General features: G+C 46.4%; 18 protein-coding genes. 9 read left to right on the top strand and 9 right to left on the bottom strand.

All coding sequences use genetic code 11. The annotated features are described in order from the left end of the window. Positions 1–100 precede the first annotated feature (100 nt). The 4 genes from DLM76_RS04145 to DLM76_RS04130 form a co-directional block, all read right to left on the bottom strand. Positions 101–748, bottom strand: coding sequence for a hypothetical protein (locus DLM76_RS04145; protein ID WP_118964423.1), 648 nt, complete (start codon positions 746–748; stop codon positions 101–103). 86 nt (positions 749–834) lie between these two features. Next, positions 835–1,545, bottom strand: a complete 711-nt coding sequence (locus DLM76_RS04140; protein ID WP_118954818.1) for a class I SAM-dependent methyltransferase — start codon at positions 1,543–1,545, stop codon at positions 835–837. Positions 1,546–1,703: 158 nt separating this feature from the next. After that, positions 1,704–3,272 (bottom strand): GMC oxidoreductase, encoded by a 1,569-nt coding sequence (locus tag DLM76_RS04135; RefSeq protein WP_118954819.1) that lies wholly within the window; start codon positions 3,270–3,272, stop codon positions 1,704–1,706. Between the two features lie 48 nt (positions 3,273–3,320). Next, positions 3,321–6,734 carry an alpha/beta fold hydrolase gene (locus DLM76_RS04130; protein ID WP_118964422.1) on the bottom strand — a complete coding sequence of 1,138 codons (3,414 nt, stop codon included), beginning with the start codon at positions 6,732–6,734 and terminating at the stop codon, positions 3,321–3,323. A gap of 254 nt (positions 6,735–6,988) precedes the next feature. On the opposite strand from DLM76_RS04130, the gene rsgA reads away from it, so the two are divergent. From rsgA to DLM76_RS04110, 4 genes are all read left to right on the top strand, one after another. Beyond that, the gene (gene rsgA / locus DLM76_RS04125) at positions 6,989–8,068 is read left to right on the top strand and encodes a ribosome small subunit-dependent GTPase A (RefSeq protein WP_118954821.1); all 1,080 of its coding nucleotides are present in this window, start codon (positions 6,989–6,991) and stop codon (positions 8,066–8,068) included. A gap of 135 nt (positions 8,069–8,203) precedes the next feature. Then, positions 8,204–8,782, top strand: coding sequence for an RNA polymerase sigma factor (locus tag DLM76_RS04120; protein ID WP_118964421.1), 579 nt, complete (start codon positions 8,204–8,206; stop codon positions 8,780–8,782). 9 nt (positions 8,783–8,791) lie between these two features. Then, positions 8,792–9,352, top strand: coding sequence for a ClpP family protease (locus DLM76_RS04115; protein WP_118964420.1), 561 nt, complete (start codon positions 8,792–8,794; stop codon positions 9,350–9,352). A 131-nt stretch (positions 9,353–9,483) separates the two neighbouring features. Then, complete coding sequence (locus tag DLM76_RS04110; RefSeq protein WP_118964419.1) at positions 9,484–11,952, top strand: hybrid sensor histidine kinase/response regulator; 2,469 nt, start codon at positions 9,484–9,486, stop codon at positions 11,950–11,952. Here the strand turns inward: DLM76_RS04110 and DLM76_RS04105 are convergent. Together DLM76_RS04105 and DLM76_RS04100 are read right to left on the bottom strand one after the other, a co-directional pair. Beyond that, entirely contained in the window at positions 11,937–12,977 is a 1,041-nt protein-coding gene (locus DLM76_RS04105; RefSeq protein ID WP_118964418.1) for a fatty acid desaturase, read from the bottom strand. The genes DLM76_RS04110 and DLM76_RS04105 overlap by 16 nt on opposite strands. A 68-nt stretch (positions 12,978–13,045) precedes the next feature. Next, entirely contained in the window at positions 13,046–14,749 is a 1,704-nt protein-coding gene (locus DLM76_RS04100) for a B12-binding domain-containing radical SAM protein (protein ID WP_118964417.1), read from the bottom strand. 134 nt (positions 14,750–14,883) lie between these two features. On the opposite strand from DLM76_RS04100, the gene DLM76_RS04095 reads away from it, so the two are divergent. Beyond that, positions 14,884–16,146 (top strand): esterase/lipase family protein, encoded by a 1,263-nt coding sequence (locus tag DLM76_RS04095; protein ID WP_118954827.1) that lies wholly within the window; start codon positions 14,884–14,886, stop codon positions 16,144–16,146. A gap of 195 nt (positions 16,147–16,341) precedes the next feature. Here DLM76_RS04095 and DLM76_RS04090 read toward each other — a convergent pair whose 3' ends face one another. Next, positions 16,342–16,782, bottom strand: coding sequence for an ABA4-like family protein (locus DLM76_RS04090; protein ID WP_118954828.1), 441 nt, complete (start codon positions 16,780–16,782; stop codon positions 16,342–16,344). Position 16,783: 1 nt separating this feature from the next. Further along, entirely contained in the window at positions 16,784–17,731 is a 948-nt protein-coding gene (locus DLM76_RS04085) for a hypothetical protein (RefSeq protein WP_118954829.1), read from the bottom strand. Between the two features lie 105 nt (positions 17,732–17,836). On the opposite strand from DLM76_RS04085, the gene DLM76_RS04080 reads away from it, so the two are divergent. From DLM76_RS04080 to DLM76_RS04065, 4 genes are all read left to right on the top strand, one after another. Continuing rightward, positions 17,837–18,490, top strand: coding sequence for a TetR/AcrR family transcriptional regulator (locus tag DLM76_RS04080; RefSeq protein ID WP_118964416.1), 654 nt, complete (start codon positions 17,837–17,839; stop codon positions 18,488–18,490). A 4-nt stretch (positions 18,491–18,494) separates the two neighbouring features. Then, complete coding sequence (locus DLM76_RS04075; protein WP_118964415.1) at positions 18,495–19,787, top strand: alanine racemase; 1,293 nt, start codon at positions 18,495–18,497, stop codon at positions 19,785–19,787. Positions 19,788–19,864: 77 nt separating this feature from the next. Continuing rightward, positions 19,865–20,305, top strand: coding sequence for a GNAT family N-acetyltransferase (locus DLM76_RS04070; protein WP_118964414.1), 441 nt, complete (start codon positions 19,865–19,867; stop codon positions 20,303–20,305). 22 nt (positions 20,306–20,327) lie between these two features. Then, the gene (locus DLM76_RS04065) at positions 20,328–20,531 is read left to right on the top strand and encodes a cysteine-rich CWC family protein (RefSeq protein ID WP_118964413.1); all 204 of its coding nucleotides are present in this window, start codon (positions 20,328–20,330) and stop codon (positions 20,529–20,531) included. A 138-nt stretch (positions 20,532–20,669) separates the two neighbouring features. On the opposite strand, the gene DLM76_RS04060 is transcribed toward DLM76_RS04065, so the two are convergent. Then, complete coding sequence (locus tag DLM76_RS04060) at positions 20,670–23,042, bottom strand: ATP-binding protein (protein WP_118964412.1); 2,373 nt, start codon at positions 23,040–23,042, stop codon at positions 20,670–20,672. Between the last annotated feature and the right edge of the window lie 16 nt (positions 23,043–23,058).

Raw genomic sequence — 23,058 nt, 5'->3', positions numbered from 1 at the left:
GTTTGATTCGGGAAGAATTTTCGCTATGAACTCGAATAAATCTCGATCTTCTCTCCATCTGATCGGTTGAGTTTCCGTTTAAATTTCGGATCGATGTCGCTTAATCTTTTTTGAACCGGAGCAATTCCGACCCGATCCACGCTTGTCCGAACGCGAACGCGCCCAAGATCGACAAAGAGACGATTCTTCCGCTGTAACCGAAAACCTGTTTCGCAACGATTGCCGTCCCGATCCCGACGAACGTCGCGGTTAAAAATAACGACATCGGAAGTTTAGAAACCGCGTTTTGCGATCTTAAACCGATTCCCAAGAGAATGCTTCCGATGAAAAAGGGAAGCATGAGTGGAATCAAAATCACGACTCCTTTCGTCTGCATGAAGGTCATTACGATGACCACGTTTTCCTGAAGGAGTACGGAGTCGTCCGTCATGTAATACGCGAGCAGATGGAAAAACGCGTCCGCGCACATTCCCATGGCTCCGATTCCGAAGAGCGCGAGTCCGATCAAAGTCGTTTTCTTTTGCGGAGAAAAAAGATCCGCGATGAGAAACAGCGCGATCGTATAACAAGCGGAGGAAACGATTTGTGTGATCGCGGAAATCCACACGAATTCCCGGACCGATTTTACGATTCTTAAGATGTGATTCGTATCCGTCGTACCCGGATCGGGCATCAAAAACCAACTGATCCAAAAGGTGACGGCGGCGATTATCAGCAAGCAACTTGCAACTAAGGTTTGTTTTTTCATCGGAACGTTCCTGATTCGATTTGAATGTGTAGAAGGGAACCGTTCCTCTATTTGGCTTTATTTTGTATTCGATTGCAACGAAATTCCTACTTCGCTTTTTTCCCCGCAAAGAATGCGATCGCTCCGATCACATACAGTTCGTAGTCTTTGAAGTTTTCTTTGAGAGCGGCTTCCAAATCCGGAAGAGTATCCTCCGTATTATGAAACACGCCTTTTCGGTTTAAATTTTTCATTCCTCTTCTGGATAAAAGATGTGTTTGTCCGAGATCGTGTAAACCGGTCGCACCGAAGATCACTCCGTCGGGTTTGCGGATCTTTAAAAGATTTTTGAAAGCGGTGGAGGCCTTGGTTCGGATCGCTCCGGGAACGCAGTGAAATAAAAAGCTCATTCCGATCGAATCGAATTTTTCTTTCGTGTTGATCGGCTCGAGAATATTCGCGCGATACGCGTTGAACGTTCCCGCGAGATGGGAAAGTCTCCTTCTCGCTTCGATCAGGCTGTTTGCGTTTAAATCCATCACGGAGATCGTCGGCTTTTCGACCGGAAACTTCGCTTTCTGCAAAAGATATCCGGTGCCGACTCCGATATCCAAATGATTTCCGGTTAAATATCGGTCGTAAAGATCGACCATGTTCTGCGGCGGGCAACGCCACAACCATCGGCTGATAATGTGTAAAACGATCAGATCGTAGAATTTCAGAAAGCTCGTCGTGTAAACTTGTTGTCCCTCGATGACTTCTCGGCTGTATTGATTTTCCGAAAGACCGAGATCGGTATAGAGTTGATTCTGCTGCATTAGGAACCCTTTTTCTTAATGTTTCGTTCTCTCATTCGCTTGGTTCAGAAATGGTTTTTTTCATGGAGAATTCTTCAAGTATATTCTTAAATTAAGATATTCTTGTACTTAGGAAATGGGGATTACAGTAAGTTTATGGACGGAATCGAAGTGCCGGATTATAACCCGGCACAAATCGAAGCGGCCGTATGTTCCGCTACAGCTGAAATCGTCATCACCGGATGAAATCCGATCGAAGAAGGAATCACCGATCCGTCCGCGATAAAAAGATTCTTATAACCGAAGACTTCTCCCGTTTCGGAAACGACGCCCTTATCCGGTGTTGCAGCAAGAATGCAACCTCCGAGAGAATGCACCGAAAGAATCCGGTTGAACAACAGGAACGTTGCCAACGGTCCGAATTGGCCGCCGTATGCGTCGCCGACTTGCTGCATCGAAGCCGTCATGTCTTGGATGAGTTTGCGGTTCTCTTGGGAGTAATTCCACTTGATGTCTATGTTTTTTCCGCAACGGACGATTTTGCCGTTTGCGTTGTCTCTTCCGATCGCGAAAAGATTGGTCATGTATTTCGGATCTCCCGCGCCCGGTATGCCCGGAGGAAGCGGTTTGGAAAGAAGTCCTTTTTTAAATATAAACGGAAGAATCCATTCCAGACTTTTCCAAAAAAGAGGACCGATCAGTCTCAAAAACCAATTCGGTTTATTGATTCCCAAGGAAGCCAACACGGACATCACGGGTTGGTTGAACGTGGGGGCCGCCATCGTGAATTGAAATCCCTGCGGAAAATAATTGATCACGGTCGTCACGTCCGGTCCGTCCCAAGGTTTCAGATCCGTTTTGCTCGATTCGATTCCACCCAGAAAATCCCCGTTTCCGGAATATCCTTTTCCGAGATGTTTGCTGAGGTTCGGAAGCGTTTTGTATCTGTCTCTGCTGTTGAAAAGAATCCGATTGGTTCCCAAGGTTCCGGCGGAAAGGACGACTCGTTTCGCGTAAACGGAACGTTTCTCTCCGGTTTCCGTATTTTCGTAATAAACGACGTAACCGTTTTTGGGATCGGGAGCGATATGCGAAACCAAAGAATCCGTCTGAAACACCGCCCCGTTTTTTTGAGCGTCCGCAATATAATTAAAATCTAATGTATTCTTCGCACCGTGATTGCATCCGAATTCGCATTCGGCGCAGCGTTCGCAGACGGCTTGTCCCGGTCTGGAAGGTTTGAGCCAGCTTACCGCCTCGTCGGGATCGAAATAAGCGTGGCGATTCAGCTCCGCTGCGGCTCTGAACTTGTTGCGTTTCGGAAGATCCCATTCGGGCGGAACGGGTTTTACGTCGAGTTTGGAAGCGACCTTATCGTAATACGGGTCCAAAAATTTGCGATTGAATGGAGCGGGCCAACGAGGATCTTCAAAAACTTTTTGATCGGGGCGAATGTGAATGTTCGCATAGATCAACGAACCGCCGCCCAAACCGGAGGCGGTCACCGTGCCGATCCCGCTGAAAAAATTCAGTTCGTATAAACCCAGGGATTTTCTTTTTTTCGGATAACGCCAAAGAAGATTGTCCGTTTGACGCACGTCTCTCGGGAAAGAACCGGGAGCGTATTTTTTCCCGCGTTCCAAAACCAAAACTTTCTGTCCTTTTTCCGAAAGTCTCAAAGCGCTGATGGAACCTCCGAAACCGGAACCGATGACGATAGCGTCGTAATACGAATTGTCTTGTGGCATTCTTTTTTTCCTAAAAATATATTAGAATTTAATAATTTTCCGAATTCTTCAGTAGCTGTTTAAGGACTGAAGAATCAGAGGATACACGTCTTTATACGCGTTTTTACCGAACATACAATCGATATGGCCGTAGTCCGGGATCACGTGACGTCTATACTGGTTCGGATTGAAACGATCGATCAGCGATTTGTAAGTCATCTCGGTGCTTTCCGGAAGATAACACTGATTCTCCGCTCCGTGAATGAACGTGATCGGAAGATTCAGACGGTCCAGATTCGGAACATACACGTCTTTGCCTTCCGCGTTTACCACCTTGTGGGCGCGGATCATTTTGGAAAGATGTTCGAACGCCTTGATGTTGGACACGCCGAACATTTCTCCCAAGCCGTAGTGATAGGTTTCTTCATTCAAGTTTTCTAATTTATAGAGACTTCCGTACAGAAAGGTGATTCTTCTGCTGACCGGATTTACGTCGTGCGCGAAAAGCGACTGAGGTTGAAGAGCCAAAACGGAATTGAAGAATTTATCTAGCCATCCGTCCTTGTCGCTCGTATAAGCGGTCATGTCCTCGACCCCGAGCGCGTCCAAAATCTCCGCCGTGTGAAGGCCGACTTTGATGTCCATGGAGGTGGGGACTTCCACGTTAGCCGAAATCTGTGAAAGAACGACGGAGCGAACTCCTTCCAAACCTGCGAGAAGGGCCATCGTAAACGTCGTGGCGCCGAAACAATGCGCGACGACCTGGATCTTATCGACTTTGGTGAGTTCCCTTACCTTATTCACGGCGGCCGGATAATCCTGAACCGCGATCACGTCTCCCGTATTCGGAAGAGGCGCGGAAGGAAGAGCGATCGACGTTCTATAATCGAAGAGCCAAACGTCGTATTGATTTTCAAAAAGATATTCCAAAAGATTGGTGTCGATCGTGTCGATGCTGAAGATCAAACTGGAAACACCGAGCCCAGGTGATAAAAGAACCGGGCCTTTTTTTCCGCCTTTGTAACGCAGCAATCGAAGATCGGCTCCGTCCGCCGCTTTGAAAAAATGAACTTCCGGCGCGGAAACACGCAACGGTCTTTTGGTTCTGGGTCTTGCGTCCTTGTCCCAAGGAACGATGGAACTTGCAACTCCGCCGTAAACGTCGTACAACGCTCCCGCAAAGAACGAACCGAACTTCGCCATTCCTTTTACGTCGTCGAGAATCGATTTCGAATTGATGACCTTCATCGTGGTCATCTGTTTTGCAAAGTCTTCGGGAAGAATGTGAAGAATTCCTTTTCCAAACACGGGAGAATTCTCCGTTTCGCCGTCATAGATCGTAGTGTAGAGCGTACTCGTATCTCTCCAGATGTTCGTGAGGCCGTCGTTTTGAATCCACTTCGCTCCCACGAAAAGATATTTCTTACCTTCTTCCGTATTGAGAATCATACGATAGACCATGTTTCTCGTTTCGATACGATCCTCTCTCGAGATGAACAGAAGGAATTCTCCGCCGGTAACGGTGATGATGTCTTTGGAAATTACGGGCGCGCGTACGGTGCCGAATAGCGTCGCCTTGTGATCCGGGTTATCGATCATCTCTTCGAGATTTTCGCTTCGGATCGTTAATAAGAATTCGATGGGGGAACCTTCGTCCTTGCCGATCTGATAACCGCGTTCCGTGTCCTCTTTCGATTGAGTGGAAAAGAATCCTCTCATACATTCGGTGAATTCGATTCCCAACGTAGTCTCGTCTACGACGTCCGAATGTTTCGGATACGATGGAAGGCTGTAATTGATCTGAAGTCCTTTCCCCGCGACTAACTTTTCGCAGGCTCTTTCGGAGATCGCGCAGATCGTCAAAAGCGGATTGACTCCCAGGGATCTAGGAATCACCGAACCGTCCATAACATACAACCCTTCGTGCGTCGCTTTCCCGCTTTTGCCGGAATACACTTGGCAGTTTTCGTTGACTACGGAAGAAGAAGCGTCTTCTCCCATCGGACAACCGCCGAGAGGATGAACGGAAATCAGATCCTGATCGGTCAATTTGTTCCATACGGGATTTTTAATATACGTTCCCTGGAGAGGAACGGTGGATTCCTTCAGGATCGTGCTGATTTTTTCGAAGATCGGTTTTTTACCCACGTTCGGCCAGGAGATTCTCAAACGATCGTCCTTCAAAAACATCGTTCCGTCGTTTCCATCGTGCGCCATAACGAGATAGGTCTGCGTGTTGCGGACCGCGCCCCGATACGGACCCAATATAAAACTTAAGAATATTCTAAATTTCTCAACAATCCACTGGATGATTCCTTTTTTTGTTTTGACTCCCGTGAGTTTGGAACTGATTGCGAAGGCCGCGGGTAATTGAGCGCGGATCGCGCCCGGAATCGAACCTTCTTCGATGATCATTCCTTCGTTCAACGGAGCGCCGATTCGAGTGTCGATCACGCCGGTGATGCAAGGGCCCACATCGGCGTTTCCGTTCGTTTTTTTGCTTCCAAAGCCGATTCCGTTGATCTTCGCGTTTCCGTTGTAAGAAAAGCCGAGCATGTCCCCGTTGCCGCTAAAGCGAACTCCGACGGCGTCCGAAAGGCTAAGTCCTTTCTCTTTGGAACGGAGAAGAATTTCGGTCGAGCCTAGGGAGCCCGCCGCAAGAATCACGTTGTTCGCACGGATGAATAATTCGTCTTTGCTGAATTTTTCGCGGTCCATTCCCAGAGGAATAAAATGGACCAGCCAATAGCCGTCCTTCTTTTCGATATAACTCACTTTAACTTCGGTGAAAATCTGCGCTCCGAAGTTGGCCGCGTCGGGAAGATAATTCATCAGAGTCGTGTTTTTGGAGGAAACGTTGCAGCCGGTAACGCAATCCCCGCAGTTTGTGCACGCATCCTGCATCACTCCGACGTGATTCAATTTGGATTCGAACGTAACGTTGATCGGAGTCGGATAGAATTTCTTTTTGATATATTCCGCCGAGCTTTTGAGCGCTTTATGTTTTGCTAATGTTTGATACTTTGCGGGAAGAATATTCGGTCTTAACATCTCTTCCGCGCGTGAATAATACGGATCCATTCCGTGTTTGCCCGCTTCTTCCCGAATCGAGGCAGGCCAGGCTGGATCTTGAAAAACTTCGGGAACGGCTCTGAGGCTTACGTTCGCATTGATAAGCGAAGTCCCACCCAAACCGCAGCCGACCAAAACATTGATGTCCTCGTTGATGTGAAAATCGTAAAGACCGCTTTTGGAACCGATATGTTTGTCTTCGTAGTTCGCTTGGACTTCCGCGATGGCGGGGATTTCCTTGTTCGGAAATTCTCCCGGCCGGATTTCCTTGCCTCTTTCTAAAAGACAGACTTCGATTCCCGCGCGCGAAAGGCGGGAGGCAGCGATTCCACCGCCGTAACCGGAACCGATAACAACCGTTTCATATTGACTTTTGATTCTTTCTATGGGTTGGGAAATTTTTTTAATCAATGTTTTTGCCTGGGTTAAATTGGCAAAATATTTCCAAAAAAGGAAAATATTGCAAGAAAAATCGAAGTGGAAGGATTTGAAATCTTGGAAATAATCCGATCGTTCTTTGATTGACGAAAGACCAAAACCCCCTTACCCTGTGTTCAAATCTGCATATGATTGTTTGATTCCATTCTGAAAGGCTGAACGTTCCGAATCCCTCCAAGGGGAAAGGGCGTTATGTATCTTCATTCCAAAAAATCAGAAGGAATCACATGTCACAATCAAACTCAATCCTCACATCCTATGGCTGGGACCCGGAATTTTTTCTTTCGGAAATCCCTTTGTTCGACGATTTAAGGCCGGGCCGAGTGGTTTCCGTCTACGGAGAATATTCAAAAATTCTAACGGACTCTGGTGAACGCAGGGGAATTCCCTCGGGCGCATTATCCGTTTCGGGAGAATTCTTAGTGGCCGGAGACTGGACGCTCGTGCGTGAAATCGAAGGAGAAGATCTTTGCATCATAGAGCAAATTCTCCCTCGAAAAACGTTTTTACGGAGAAGCAATCCGGGAAAACGAAATCAATCGCAGGCCATCGCGTCGAATATCGATCTGCTTCTCGTGATCATGGGCATGGACAACGATTACAGCCCGCGAAGAATCGAACGTTATTTGTTCTTGGCAAAGGTCAGCCGCGCGGAAGTCGCGATCGTTCTAAACAAACGGGATCTTTGCGAAAATCCGAACGAACGATTCGAGGAGATCAAATCGATCGCGGGAGAAATTCCGGTCGAGATGATTTCCGCTTTGGACGGTTCGCAGATCGGAAAGATCGCTTCGTTTATCAAACCGGGAAATACGATCGCGTTTCTGGGTTCTTCCGGGGCCGGAAAATCCACGATCATCAACTCTTTGTTAGGCGAAGAAGTGCAGAAGACGAACGAAGTAAAGGCTTCGGACGGAACCGGAAGACATACGACCACGCATCGGGAACTGTTTCTTCTCTCGGAAGGAGGAGTTCTTATGGACAATCCTGGAATCCGGGAAGTCGGTCTTTTTGCGGGGGGCGACGAGGACGAACTCGAATCTATTTTTCCGGAGATTGCCATCGCCGCGGAAGAATGTCGTTTTAACGATTGTTCTCACAACGGCGAGCCCGGCTGCGGAGTCGCGGCCGCTTTGGAAGACGGAAGAATCAGCGAAGAACGGTTCGCTTCTTATTTGAAATTAAACAGAGAATTACGAGCCTACAAAGTGATGACCGATCCCGAGGAGGCGAGAAAGAAGAAGCAGGCGGACAAACAGATGTCCAAAGCTTTGCAGAAGCGACTCAAGGATAAGGGAAGAATCTAACCGATACGATTTTCTTCGGGGTTACGGAGGTTAAAAGCGTTCCGAACCGCGGAAAAAGAACTTTTTTCCGCAAAAAACCCCGGAGAAGATCGTTTTTTAAGAACTGCAACGGAAATCCGAGGGACTTTAAATCGTATGAAAGACAAATCCTACATTCAACTTTTGGAACACGCGAAATCCGGCGATGCACAGGCTTGGACCCTTCTGCAAAAACGATTCTCACGTTTTGCGTTACGGCATGCGAATCGGATTCTTCGAGACGAGGATCTTTCCCAGGATGTCGTGCAGGAAGCCTTTTGGGACTTATACGTAAATTGCGGCAAGATCAATACGCCGGAAGCGTTTCCGATTCTACTCAAACGGGCGATTGTCAAACACAGCGATCGGATTCTCCGTAAAAAAGAAAACCGACGGCTTGTTTTCGAAGATCCGAGACAAATCGATCAGACCGCGGGCAATACCCATTCCGACTTTTTCGAAAAGGAACGTTCGGAAACGATCCTCAAAAACATCGATCGATTGAAACCCGAGGATCGAACCCTGATCGAACTCCATTATTATCGAAATTTTACGTTAGACGAAATATCGAAGTCACAGGGAAAAACCCTTTCGTTTATCAAAAAACGTCATTTGAAACTCAAAAATATTCTGAGAGACGGAATCGGGGAAGTCTACAGACCCGAAGCTTATTTCAGAATGTTCTTAGCCGCTTAGGAGGAAATTTTGGAAACGACCTTACTTCCTCCTTCTTCTCAAATCGAATCCGTTTATCTCGAACAAAGAAAAGTTTTTCTTTGGGGAGAAGTGAACGATAATTCCGCACGTTATTTGATAGATCGTTTTTTGTATTTGGAAGCGGTGGATCCCACGAGACCGATTTCCCTTTACATCCATTCTCCCGGAGGGTCGACTTACGCGGGTTTGGCGATTCTCGACGTGATGAATTCTGTAAGTCCTCCGGTTTATACGACTTGTTTGGGAATGGCGATGTCTTTCGGTGCGGTTTTGCTTTTATCGGGCGTTCGCGGAAATCGTTCGGCGTATCCGCACAGTAAGATTTTGATCCATCAACCGCACGTAATGGGAGAATTCAAAGGCCCTGCGGAAGATATACGAATTTTTGCAGAGTCCGTAAAACGGGAAAAGGATCTATTGAACGAAATCATGGCAAAGGCAACGGGACAGCCGTTGGATCGTATCATTCAAGATACGGATCGGGATTCCTGGTTTTCATCCAAGGAGGCTTTGGAATACGGAATGATCGATAAGATCATTCTGAAATAGTTGCCGGAATCGCGGAAAAAAGCTCGTCTTATCATTCTATCGGTCCTAAATATGCGGGACCGATAAAAACCTTTTTTACTCTAAAAACGGATGTTGCAAACTATAACAAAATCCACGAGTCATCCGTTCCTATGAATCGATTTTTTATAACGATTCTTTTTTCCTGCGGTCTCGCATTTCCCATATTTGGCGAAGGTGCGCTTCCGGATTCAGGAAATATTTCGCAGCTTCAGAAAAGCAGATCGTTCCGTTCTTTTGTTCATTACTTCAGCGACATGGAAGGAACGGATTGGAAGGAGAGAATTTTTTCCGGTGATTCTTTCATTGCGTTTCAGCATATTCCTTCCGAGTCCTTTTCCCTGGGTTTTACCAAAGCGACGGCTTGGTTTTATATTCCTCTAAAAAACGACACGGCGCGCGACTACTACGGAAAGTTCGAAGTCTACAATCCGTTTTTGGAGGAAGTGGACATTCACTATCGATACGCTCACGAAGGAAAAATCCACGACATCCGCGCCGGTTCCACTCGTTTCTATGGGGAGAATTTTCCCACGTTGGATTTTTATCTTCGTCCGGGAGAAGAAATCCAAATCGTTTGCAGGATCAAAAGCGGAACCCCTCTTCGTTTTCCCTTCGTCTTGGAATCGGAAAGCAAATACGGCATCACGAAACAATTCCGTTCCATCATCGTAGGTTTGACTCTCGGATTCGGAATAGCGATGAGTCTTTACAATCTTTCCCTTTATTTCTTTTTCCGGGCGAGATCCTATTTATATTACTTTATTATGATTTCCTTCTTTACGGTTTATTTGACCGCTTGGGACGGATTGACTTTGTCGTTGTTTAAACCGGCATATGGAACGTATTATCTTCCGGTGACGCTCGTTCTGGTTTACGCGTCGGCCTTGTTTTTGTTTTTATTCTCCCTTGAATTCTTATATCCGGAAAAAAAGGACAAACGGGCGGAAATCACTACTTGGATCTATGTAACTTGCAATCTTTTACTGTTTCCTGCTTCGATCCTGTTTACGAATCAACTCAATCAGTTTTCGTATTATTGGATCTTGATCAACAACCTCATCATCGTTTACTTCTGCGTTGTGAGGATTCAGGACGGTTTTAGAACCGCGAAAATTCTACTTTTTATTCACATGATCTTTCCGACGGCCGGTATAATCACGAACCTCAGCGCTTCGGGAGTGATCTCGATGAATTATCTTTCGCTTCATATTCTTAAATTGGCGTTTATCGCTCAGTCGATTCTGTTTTCGATCATGCTCGTTCAGAGAATCAAGGAATTGGAATTCAGACTCAAGGACGGATTACAGTCCGAGATTCATAAGAACATCGTACTTTTGAAAAAGGAAATCCAGCAAAGAAGAGAAACGGAATGGGAATTGATTCAAGCGAAGGAGATCGCGGAAAAAGCTTCCAAAGTTAAGAGCAGCTTTCTCGCGAATATGAGTCACGAAATCAGAACGCCTATGAACGGGGTTTTGGGAATGGTTCAGCTTTTGGGAACGACGAGACTCAACGAAGAACAGAAGGAATATGTGAAGATCCTTTCCGGTTCCGCGAAATCGCTTCTTCAGATCATCAACGATATTCTCGATTTTTCAAGAATCGAAGCCGGAAAAATTTCGCTCGATAAGGAAGTCTTTTCGATCCGTTCCGTCCTGGATGAAATCCACGATCTTTTATATCCTCTTGCAAAACGTAAACAGATCGGCTTTCAACTGGAAGGTAAGTTTGAAATTCCGGAATACGTTTCCGGAGATCAGTTGAGGCTGCGTCAGATTCTTTGGAACTTGAGCGGAAACGGAATCAAGTTCACGAATCACGGGAAAGTCGTCCTAAAAGTTTCTCAGAAAAAAATTTCCGATTCGAAGGTGGCGATCGAGTTCGTCGTTTCGGATACGGGAATCGGAATCCCTCCGGAAAAACAAAAACAGGTCTTCGATGCGTTCTCGCAAAGCGACACTTCCACTGTGAGAAAGTTCGGAGGTTCCGGTTTGGGTTTGAGCATTACGAAACAATTGGTGGAATTGCAAGGCGGGGTTCTCGGTTTGGAAAGCAAGGAAGGCAAGGGCTCCAAGTTTTTCTTTTCGATCGAGTATGACATTCCTTCCGAATCCGAAATCGAAAAAATTCTCGGACCGGATCCGACGCGCGATCTTGAAAACTTGTATGGGGAGGCGGTTCCGAAAAAGATCCGCATTCTCGTCGCGGAAGACAACGAGACGAATTGTCTTTTGATCGAAAGGGCTCTCAAAAAATTAGGTTACGATCCTGCGGTCGTTCATAACGGGCGGGAAGTGATCGAAAGGATGCAGCTGGAAGTATTTGATATAATTCTAATGGACATTCACATGCCCGAAGTAGACGGCATCGAGGCGACTAGATGGATTCGTTCCCGAAAGGAGAACGCGGATCTTCCGATCATCATCGCTCTCACCGCGGACGCGATCGAAAGCAGCAAGGAAAAATACGTTTCCAAAGGAATGAACGACTGTCTGGTTAAACCGCTGGATCTTGCGGGCTTGAAAACGACGTTGGACTTTTGGGTGGAACGGGTGGAAGAGTCTCACTGGAGATTGTAAACGATCTTCGCGTTCGCTCGGAAGATACTTTTAAAATCGTTGAACGCAACTCCGTATCTTTTTAACGCCGGAAGAACGTAAAACGCGGTCCATTGTCTGAGATAAAACGGTTGATTGACTACGAAGTGATGGATTCCGTGCGTCGCGCCGAAATTAAAACAGAAAAGATGAAACGGAAAAACGATCCATGAATTCAAAACTTGGGTTTGATTGTAAACGTTCGGAATATCTCCGTAGTAGTGCATGTTTGAGGAAACGATCTGAATCGAGGTTTGCCGAATCCAATTCGGAATCAGAAAAACGACCGCGGCCGCGTTTAGAAACGTTCTTGCCGATTCGAGAAACGCAGGTTCCGCGATCGGGTTTTGAAAAAGTAGATTCAAAAAATGGAATGCGTTTAACAAAAGAAAGGAATACCAAAGCAGAAAAAAGATTTCCCGATACGGTCCGACGATTCTGGCGGCTTTGATTTTTCTGAGTTGCGAGTATGCGTCTTTGGCGACTTTTCTTCCCTGGAGAATCAGCGCAAAATTTCCGTCGATCATCGTTAGAATTCTTCGCAAACCGAAAGGCATTCCGTTGCCGATCATTCTTTCCTCGACGTCCTCTTTATTACCGGAAACTTTATGATGGAGAAGATGAATTTCTCTGCGAAACCAGGGATTGACCGTGTTTGCGCGAAACAACCAAACGATCCAAAACATAAAGTTCTGTATCTTTGCGTTTCCTTTGAAGTAAAGATTATGGATCAGGTCGTGTTCTATCTCATGTAAAAAAGAAGCGAGAATCGCATTGATCACGATACAAATCCAAAACGGAATTCGATCGGATAGATAAAGAAAGGCAAATAGAATCATCCCGGCCGCGGACAAAAGCGTAATTCCCAAACCGATCCGATCCTGATACAACGATAAGAAAGGATGATTTTTGTGAATCCGATCGTTCCGAAAGCGAATCCATTGGATGATCTTTCGCGTTTTTTCCTTTTCGGAAAAACGTTCATAGGGTTTGTTACGGGTTTCCATTTGAGAATTCCCGGCGTTTCCGCCTAACTCGAAATTCTATCCTAGAATCAAGGAATCGGAATCTTTTTTTAATCCGAAGTGGAATCGAAACCCGATTTTACCGCGTTTTCCAAATGCCCTAGATTCCATTCCTGCAGGTCGATCGTTCCGCCGGAAAGGGTCGTGACGATTTCCAAACCGGAAAAAACCCTTTCGAAAATTCCGTACCGAAACCGATCCAAGGATACGAATTCCGAATTTACGGATGCGTATAACGCGTGTTCTTCGATTAGTCTGCGGAACAATCGCACTCCGGTTAAAGAACGAATCCCCGATGTTTCCAAGATTCCTAAGGCTTCCTTTATAGACGCGGATTCTCCCTTGGGAATCGGAGCGCTTTTCAGAAAGTTTAAAATCCTCGTAACGATAAAAAGAGAATAAAGATCTTCCCTTTCAAAATGTTCGGAAGGAATCGCCATCGAAGTCAGTCTTGAAAGAAAGATATCGGATTCGTTCCTTTCGGGAAAACCGGAAGCGATCGGAGAATTCGGCGTAAGATAAAAAAGAGACGCGCCCATCAAGACGGGTTGAGCTGCGTTGAACCGAAGCGTCTGAATCATGGAATCCAGACTTTCCATCGGAAGACCGAGAATTTGATACGAAGTGATTTGAAATCCTAGGTCGAAACCTTCGTTCACGATTTGAAGATATTTTTCGATCGTATGCGGTCGTTTGGTGGTTTCCCGAACGAGTTTATCCGAACTGACCAAGGCAAGATTGAGATTCGTAAACCCGGCTTCTTTCATCAAATGAAGAAGCTCGCTGTCCAGGCTGATGTAGGAGATCCCGTTCATTGCGACGAACTGAACGTCTTTTTTCGGAAAGGCCGCGATTAATTCTTCGCAGAGCTGTTTCATCTCGGGCCGAAAGAACGTAAGATTGTCGTCTTCAAAATCGAAAACACGGTAACCCAGTTCGTACGAATCCTTGATTTCGTTTAACACGTTCTCCACGGTGTTTCTTCTATATTTGGTTCCGAACGTGGTGTGGACCGAACAAAAACTGCATCGATGCGGACAACTTCTCGAAGTGATGATAAAACGCATCGGCTTTCCTTCGAAAAGATAGTGTTCTTTTTTTAACGAGGAAAGATCGGGCGGTGGCAATTCGTGGATCGGATAGTTTTCTCCGATCGGATTCAGTCGGAGTTCTCCGTTTTCTTTCCAGCCGAGAGAATCAACGAGCGCATAACGTTTGTTCGTCTGAAATTCGTTCAAAAAATCGCAGAGAGGTTTTTCTCCTTCTCCTCGAATGATGAAATCAACGCTCTTATGCGAAAGCATCAGTTCGGGACAAGCGGAGACGTGCGAGCCGCCCATTAAAACGGGAACGTCCAAAACTTGTTTTACCGCATCCGCGGTCTTTAAAGCTTCCCGATAATACGGAGAAAAAAGCGACGAGATTCCCACAAGATCGGGTCGTATCGATTTCACTTCCTCCGCGATGTCTTCATACGACGCTCCGAAATGAAAGTATTCGAAAAATGTGGAGAACGGACTTTTATCGGGGACCGGATAATACTCCTTTAAGTATTTGAGTTCGGGCGGAATCGGAACCGTTCTTCTTCCAGCAAGTTTGTTGCCGAGACCTCTATGAAAATCTCGGATGATCACTTCGACGTCCGGTAAAAATTTTTGAATCGCCCCTTTCAGATAGCAAAGACCGATCGGCTGCAATCTTATATCGGTATCGTAAAAATCTTCTACGGGCGGTTGAATGAGAAGGAGCCGCATGTCGTCATGGAAACGGAAAGAATGGAAAGATCAAGTCTCTTCGTTCTTGAATTCAAAGTGAGAATCGGATTTTAACCGTTGACTGAAGCACGTTTTCGGGTTATACTTCGCGGCACACAAGAGGAGAAGCGAAAATGCCTTATAAACCGACTCAACCGAGTATGGATCTGAGTAAATTGCTGGTTCGACTCGCGAAAGATACTTCGGTGGGGACCTTGGAAGGAGTGCGTTCTATTTTGACCGAATCCTTCGACTGGTCTTCGAAACAATTATCCAAACTTTCGGACGCTCCTCTGATTCAAAACACGAATCTCGCGGAATTTCTTTCCAAATCGGGAGAATCGCTGAAGAACGCCGGCGAAAAAACGGACCAAGGTCTGACTCAAGCTTTGACTTCCACAGCCAAGGCGATGCATCAAGCGTTAGACGCGCTTGATGCGGCCGACGTCGTTGTTAAGCGAACTCTTTTTGAGAACATTCCCGTATCCAGCATCGTGGGAGAATCTTTCGCAGGACTTGTGACGACTTCTCACATTCAAGCATCATTTCGTTTGAACGGAAAGGACGCCGGAGTCGCCGAAGTATTGGGGGATTGGAAGAACTCCAAACTTCAGAAGCTGATTCTTTGTATTCCGGGACTTTTCTGCGACGAAGGACTTTGGAACGCCAAAGGCGAAGTTCCGCTTTCCGATACGATGAAGGAATGCGGTTATTATCCGATTTATCTTCGTTTTAATCCGGGCGTCCATCTATCGACGAACGCAAAATACATGCTGGAGCTTGTGGAGAATCTTTTGGGTTCTCCCGAACTTAAAAATCACACGTTAGACGTCATTGCCTACAGTCAAGGCGGTTTGATTTTGAGGAGCGCTTTGTATCAGGCCAAACGGGAGAATTCTTCCTTTCCGAAAAAGATTCGTCACGCTCTGATCATCAATTCCCCGGACGGAGGATCGTATATCGAAAAGATCGGTTTTTGGCTCGGGCTCGGTGCGGAATCGTTGCCGATTCTTCCAGTGAGCATTATCGGATTTATCGGAAATCAGAGAAGCGACGCGATCAAGGATCTTTCGCACGGAATTATACGGGAAGAGGATTGGATCAAAAACGATCAAATCAAACGATACGTCAACGATGCGTATTTCGGGGAATTGGACGACTTGAATGCGACTCAGATCTATAGTCTTGTCACCGAAGAGGAATCGAAATGGTCTTCTTGGATCGGAGACGGGATCGTGGAAAAACCGAGTTTGACTTTGTTAAGCGACAAAGTGTATCGGAAGAAATCGAATCCTGAATCGAGGGTTTATCGTCTTTTGGAGACTTCCCACTATCAGGTGATAACTCATCCGGAGACGAGAAATATTCTTCGGAAAGTTTTGACCGAACGATTTTGATAGGATTGCAAGTTTTATTTTCATCGAAGGTTTGTCGGAACAATTAAAGAATTCCGATTGTCGAAACGAACCGATTTAGAATTGTCACGACGTCTGCTTCGCATTTTACGATCCACCTTCTTATGAAAGATGCGACCTCATTCGAGGCCGCAATCTTTAGAGTTCGGGTTCGCGTCGTAGGTTGGTTGCAAACGCTTATGAAAACGGCTGATCGATCAGGATCGGCTTTCGTAAGATCGCTCTCAAAAGGAGATAACTGAGTAACCCCAAAGGACCGAACATGAATGTCGCGATCTGACAAGGGATCACGAGCCAACGCGAAATTCCCAGCTTCTCCGCGTTTGCGCTTTCCCAGGTTCCCACAAAAAGATCGAATGCGAGATAGTGGACCCAGCCGGCCGTCAAAACGGTTTGATTTTGGAAAAGAAGGGAAACTCCCTCCAACGAATCGAAACCTCCTTGTGTTTTACCGAAACTGAATATAAGTAAAACCGTATATACTCCTCCGAAAAGGAGCGTTCCTAAAAGACCCGTAGTAACGAGCCTTGTGTATTTCCATTGCGGAATCGCGATCAAAAGAATCCAACCCGCCAATGCGACATTGTTTGCGATTTTAAAGAGAAGGGAAAGGTCCATGTTAAACTCCGTTGATTTCCGTATTGAACGTTTTTTTGGAAAGAAAAGGAAAAAGCAGACTTCCGAACATCCCGAGTCCGCAGATCAAAAATCCGATTTGAATTCCCGTCGAAGGACGAAACAACGTTTCTCCGCTCAATGCTTGTATCGTCAGAACTACGATCAAACCTGCAAAAAAGATCGAAAAGTTTCTCACGGCAAGAACGGAAACCGTTTGCGAAACTTTGAAACTTCCGAATAGAAGAGCGATCATCGGAATCAGCTGCATCGCATGGATGCCGAGAAAGTGCGGGATTCTCATATCGCCCGCGATCGTACTCCAACCGACCCAAGGAAGACCGGGACCTCCTTCCGGCGCGCCGAACGTATGTCCCCCGTTTGCTTCCAAAATTCCCGCTTTCATCTGTTCGATTTGTTCGGGTCTCGGAATCGTCATTAAAAACCCGAGAATCATTCCCAGGGCGGCGATTCCCATTCCCCAGCGCAGGGATTCCATAAGAGTCTTATTTTCCAATTTTTGACGCAATAGAAAGATCGCCAAAACGATATGAAAAAACCATAATATACCGATCGCAGTTCCCATCAGGCTGAAGATGAAGCCGTTGAGAGGAGTCGTAATATTAAAATGACTCGGAATTCCTCGATAGGCCTGAAACGCGATCGAGACGGTTTCCACCGTGAGCATCGCGGTGACGATCCAGGAAATACCGCGGATCGTTTTTTTCCGGCCTTCCACAAACTGAAGAATCCAGATCAACGTGAACGAATACATTCCGATCGAAAGGGCGAACTTGATCGGTTTGAGCCAAACGGGCGCGTTCGTCACGGTTCTTTCGTCGAGAAAAAGCGCTGGAATCAGAATCAAAAGGCTGGCAGCGTTTACGAATCCGTTCCAAAATAGGGGCGGATTGAGTTTGGAAAAGGGAAGGATCCTATTTAGAATTCTCATAAATTCCTCCGAAAAAGGGCCTTGACCCTTTTGGACAATATGTTACTACTGTAAACATAAATGTTGGCTCTGTCAACATAAAAAAGTAGTCACCGACAACATTCTATGGAAAAAAAAGGCGCATCCAAAAAGAAATCTTCTAAAAAACAAACCCCCGAATCGTATCATCACGGGGATCTCAAAAAGGCGATTATCCAAAGATCCGAGGAAATTCTGGAACAAAAAGGGGTCGAAGGATTGAGTTTACGGGACATCGCGGCGGATCTAGGAGTCAGCCATGCCGCGCCGTATCGTCACTTTCCCAGAAAGGCCGATCTTCTGTTTACACTTGCGACCCGCGGTTTTACGGATCTCGCGGAAGAAATGCGTCTCGCTTGGGAAAGCAGCGACGATCCGATGGAAAGACTCCGTTCGTCGGGAACACGTTATGTGTCTTTGGCCTTAAAACATCCTCGAAGAACCGAATTGATGTTCGGCGGAGCGCTTGCATGCGAAGAGGGCGCGCCCGAAGAGTTGGAAACGATCGGAAGGGAAGCGTTTATGGGTTTGTTTCGAATTTTGGAAGACGGTCAAAAAAGAGGTATCTTCAAAGAGGAAGATCCGTACGGTCTTTCTTTTACGCTTTGGAGTCTCGTTCACGGCTTTGCGGTTCTTGTCAACGGAAGACAAATTCCTCCGGCGATTTTAGAGGAACGAACTTTGGAAAAAATCTTGAACTCGACTTTGAACTCCATTCTTACCGGTGTAACTAAGGAGTAAACGAATGAAGCTCATCCGCAAGAAGACGATCTTGGTCGGAATTCCGATCCTGCTTTTCCTTCTGATCTTCGCGATCAAACCCGGCGATAACGGAAAACCGTATTCTCCCTATTTTAAAAACCTCAACGAAGAATTGAAAACGAACGGTCCCGGCAAACCGATCGTTCTTTTGGATCTGGATCGTCTGGATGAGAATCTCAAGGTTCTTAAGGAAAAACTAAAGTCCCCATTGCAATATCGCGTCGTCGTAAAGTCGCTTCCTTCCTTGGATCTTTTGCGATATATCGTGCGCGCCACGGGTAGCGATCGTTTGATGGTGTTTCATTCGGGAGACGTCGCGATGCTTTTGTCGGACGGAGAATTCAGAAAATTTAATATTCTTTTGGGAAAACCCATGCCGATCAACGCAGTAGCGTACGTTTATACCAAAACGGACGCAAAATTCTTTCAAAACGTTCTGTGGCTCGTCGATACCGAAGAAAGGCTCAAAGAGTATCTTGCCTTCGCTCAAAAGGAAAATCTCAGGTTGTCCGTATGCTTGGAGATCGACATCGGGTTGCACAGAGGCGGTTTTCGAAAAAAAGAAGAACTGGATTCTTCCTTTACGCTCCTTCGTCAAAACAAACAACATCTGCGCTTTTCCGGATTTATGGGATACGAACCGCATGTCGCTTCGGTTCCGGTGATCTTCGGGGATAAAATCCGTGCGATCGAGGATTCTTTGAAAAAGTCCCTGCAAGTATATTCGGAATTTATAAACTATTCGAAAGAAAAGTTTCCGGAACAATTTCAGGGAGAACTCGTATTCAACGGAGGCGGAAGTAAGACGTATCGTTTTTATCAGGAATTCGGAAACGGAATCGTCAACGACGTATCGGTCGGTTCGGCGCTCGTCAAACCTACGGACTTCGATACGGTGAGTTTGGAAGAACATTCTCCCGCCGTCTTTATAGCGGCTCCGATCTTGAAACGTTTGGAGGGAACCAACATTCCGTTTTTGGAATCGATTTCGTTTTTGTTTTCGCTCTGGGATCCGAATCAACAACTGACGTATTTTACGTACGGAGGCGCGTTTTCCGCAAAGAAAGAATCTCCGTCCGGTCTTCAGGACAATTCGCTTTATGGAGCGAGCACGAATCAGGGAATTCTCAACGGTTCTCTGAAAACTTCCCTGTTCCCGAACGATTTCGTATTTTACAGACCGACTCAAAGCGAGAAGGTAATGGCCGAACTGGGAGAGATTCATTTGATACGCAAGGGTAAACTTTCCGGTAAATGGAAAACTTTCGTAAATTAATGCGAAGCGACTCGATTTCGTTTTAAACTTGTAGAGTCCTCGATCCGTAAAAAATAGGTATATTAGGAAAATTGAAAATGAAAATCAGAGAAGCTTCCCTACAGGATCTGCCCGAACTCGCGAAATTGTTCGACGAATACCGTCAGTTCTATCAGAAGGAATCGGATCTCGCCGGAGCGACAAAGTTCATCGAAGAAAGAATCCGCAACCAAGAATCCAAAATCTACGTTTATACGGAGGACGATCGATACTGCGGATTTACCCAGTTGTATCCGATCTTTACTTCCTTGTCCATGAAACGCGCTTGGATTTTAAACGATCTTTTCGTTCGGCCCGAATATAGAAAGAAGGGCGGAGCAAGAGCGCTCATCGAACAAAGCGCGGTTCTCGCGAGAGGAACGGACGCGAAATATCTTCAGCTTTCCACCGCGTTCGACAATCACAAGGCGCAAAAATTATACGAGTCGATCGGATTCGTGAAAGACGAAACCTTCTTTCATTATTCCTGGGACGTTTGATCGTTTCGAAACGACTTAGTTTATGTCCGAAGTTGAATTCTCAAAAACCGGAATCGTTCAAAAACCTTGTCAGCGCTGCGGCAAGGTTTTTGGATGCGGCGCCGCAGCGAACTTCTGCGAGTGTTTTTCCGTGAAACTTTCACCGGAAGTCCGGGCGCGGCTCAAGAAAGAATACGAAGATTGTCTTTGCATCGCCTGTCTCGAAGAACTCAATCGAACGACTTGAAGTTCTTTTCGGGCGTGCCTCTCGCCAGAATATTCAAAAAAACGAATGTAGTTTCGTAATCGGCTTCGAGTCGCGCGCCTTCAGGCTCGCGGAGTCCCGCTCGTCGTCTGCGACGACGCTTCGCGCCTTGCGGCCCGCTCACGCGGAATCTTCCGGCGGGTTCAAATCCAGCGGTAAAAAAACGCGGAAGACCGTTTGTCCGGGTTGGCTGAACCATTCGATTCTTCCTTCGTTTTTGAGTAGAAGTTTACGGACAAGATCCAAACCTAAGCCGCTTCCTTCTCCCACGTCCTTGGTGGTGAAGAACGGTTCGAAAATTTTCTCGCCGATCTCTTCCGGAATTCCGGGGCCGTCGTCTTCGATTTCCACGACCGCCTCTCCGTTTTGCTGATACAAACGGACCGTGAGGTTTCCTTTGAACTGCATCGCCTGCAACGCGTTAAAGATCAAATGCGTCCAGATCTGAACGATTTCTTCCCGAACGCAGTGAACCGGAGGAACTTCTTCGATGGATCGGACCAGATTCACTCCGCGGCGAATGTAATGTTGATAAACGGTAAACACGGTTTCTAGAGTTTCTTCGAGGTGAACGTTTCTCGTAGAACTTTCGTTGCCCGCTTCGGAATAATTTCTCAGCTCGAATAAAATCTTGGAAGCTCGATCCACCGAAACTCGGATCGTATCCGAATTTCTGAAATAGATTTCCTCCAGATAAATGTATTCCAAAAGCGTTTCGCGATTGGACATTTGAAAAAAAGGTTTATACGTTTCGGGAATGCTTTCGATTCCCATGTCGGCGATCGTATCGGCTAACGCTTCGTGATTGGGAATATTCCAATTTTTGAGAGTGTCGCTGATATCCTTTCTTCTTTTTCTCACTTCCAGACCGGCGATTCCGGAATCGCCCTTTCTGCAAGTGTCGATAAATTCGATATAGAGTTGTCTTTCTTCCGGAGAAGCGAGCGATAAGATCGAATGAACTTCGGGCAACATCGAACGCATTTTCGGAACGGACGCGAGAAGCGTCTGATTGGAAGCCTTGATCGCGCCGAGAGGATTGTTGAGTTCGTGACTGATCCCCGCGGAGAGTTGGCCGAGAGTCGCCATTCGCACGGAATGAAGCAATTGATTCTGCGCCTTACGTAAATTTTCAAGAGCTTCTTCCAGATGTTTTTTCTGCGCTTCGATCAATTCGTTTCTTTTGCGGATTTCCTCGCTTTCTCTCAACGCGGCCTGCGTTACGATTCTTTCCTCGAGATACATGGAAAGATCCTCCCGCATTTTATCCATCGCGGACAACAATTCGCCGATTTCGTCCTCTCTCGGATAATGCGCTCTCGCGGAAAGATTTCCCTTTGCGATTTGTTCGGAATATGCGATGGCTTTGGATAGTCCTTTGAGAACGTATCGATCGAAGGAGAATCGAAGAGTGATCAGAATCAATCCGAGTATCGCAAACGTGGAAATCAGGGAGATTGCCCAAATATAAATTAGATCTCCTGAATATAATGAATCCGGAATGGATACTCTTACGGCCCAAGGGCGAGGGGAATCTCCCAAAAGAACCGGATAATAATAGTGCGTGAAACCTTCTTTGGCTTCTATAAAAGGTTGTCCGGAAGCGATTCCGTTCGTGATTCTTTTTCGTTCGCTTTCATCCTCGATCAACTTGCCCACCGTCTCCGGGTTTTTTCCGTTTGCGACAAAAGAGCCGTCCGGTGATAAAAAAGCGAGATACCCTTGGTTGCGGAAAGGACGGATCGATCCGATTCTCGTCTGCATTCTTTCGATCGTTACGTCCATTCCGACCACGCCCGCGAATTTCGAATCACGGAATACGGGGGCTACGATGGAAACCATGAGGATCGATTTTCCGGATACGAGATAACTCGTGGGTTCGGTGAGAAATTCTTTTTGTGTCTGTCTTGGTACGGAATAATAAAGTCCTTTCGGTCCGGGATCTTCGTAGTTTACGCAATTCTCATATACGAGTTTGTTTTCGTCGAGGGCTCGGTTGATATAAGGAACGAATCTTCCGGACGAGTCGTGTCCTTTCGCGTTTTTATACGCGTTATCAGATCGGTCGTACGCGTTCGGTTCGAACACGGCCCAGACTCCGAAGTAGTCGGGTTGAATGTGCAGAAATTGTCCCAAGGCGTCGACGAACATCGGGCGGTTCGGCCTCGTTTTTTCCAGAACGGCCTTGAAACTCCGTACGGCCCCGAGTCCTACATTCAAGAATTGTGATATTTCTCTCGTGTATTTTTCGGAAGCGAGTCTCGCTCCCGATTCGGCTTCCTGTTTGAGTCTTTGATAAGCGACAATGGAATTGATCGTCGTCACTAAAAGCGCGCCCACGGTCAATAACGCGGTGAGGATGATGGAGATACGGGCGCGAATGCCGAGTTTTCGTTTTTTACCGATCAGGTTCTTTTTTAAGGAACCTGGACGGGAATCTTCGTTGCTTCCGTTCGTTTCGTGGTTCGTGGAAGGAATGTCGTTCTTTTTCATAACGATGCGCGTCGTG

This window comes from Leptospira yasudae, from assembly GCF_003545925.1.
GTDB lineage: Bacteria > Spirochaetota > Leptospiria > Leptospirales > Leptospiraceae > Leptospira > Leptospira yasudae.
This window is presented reverse-complemented; position numbering and strand designations above follow the sequence as displayed.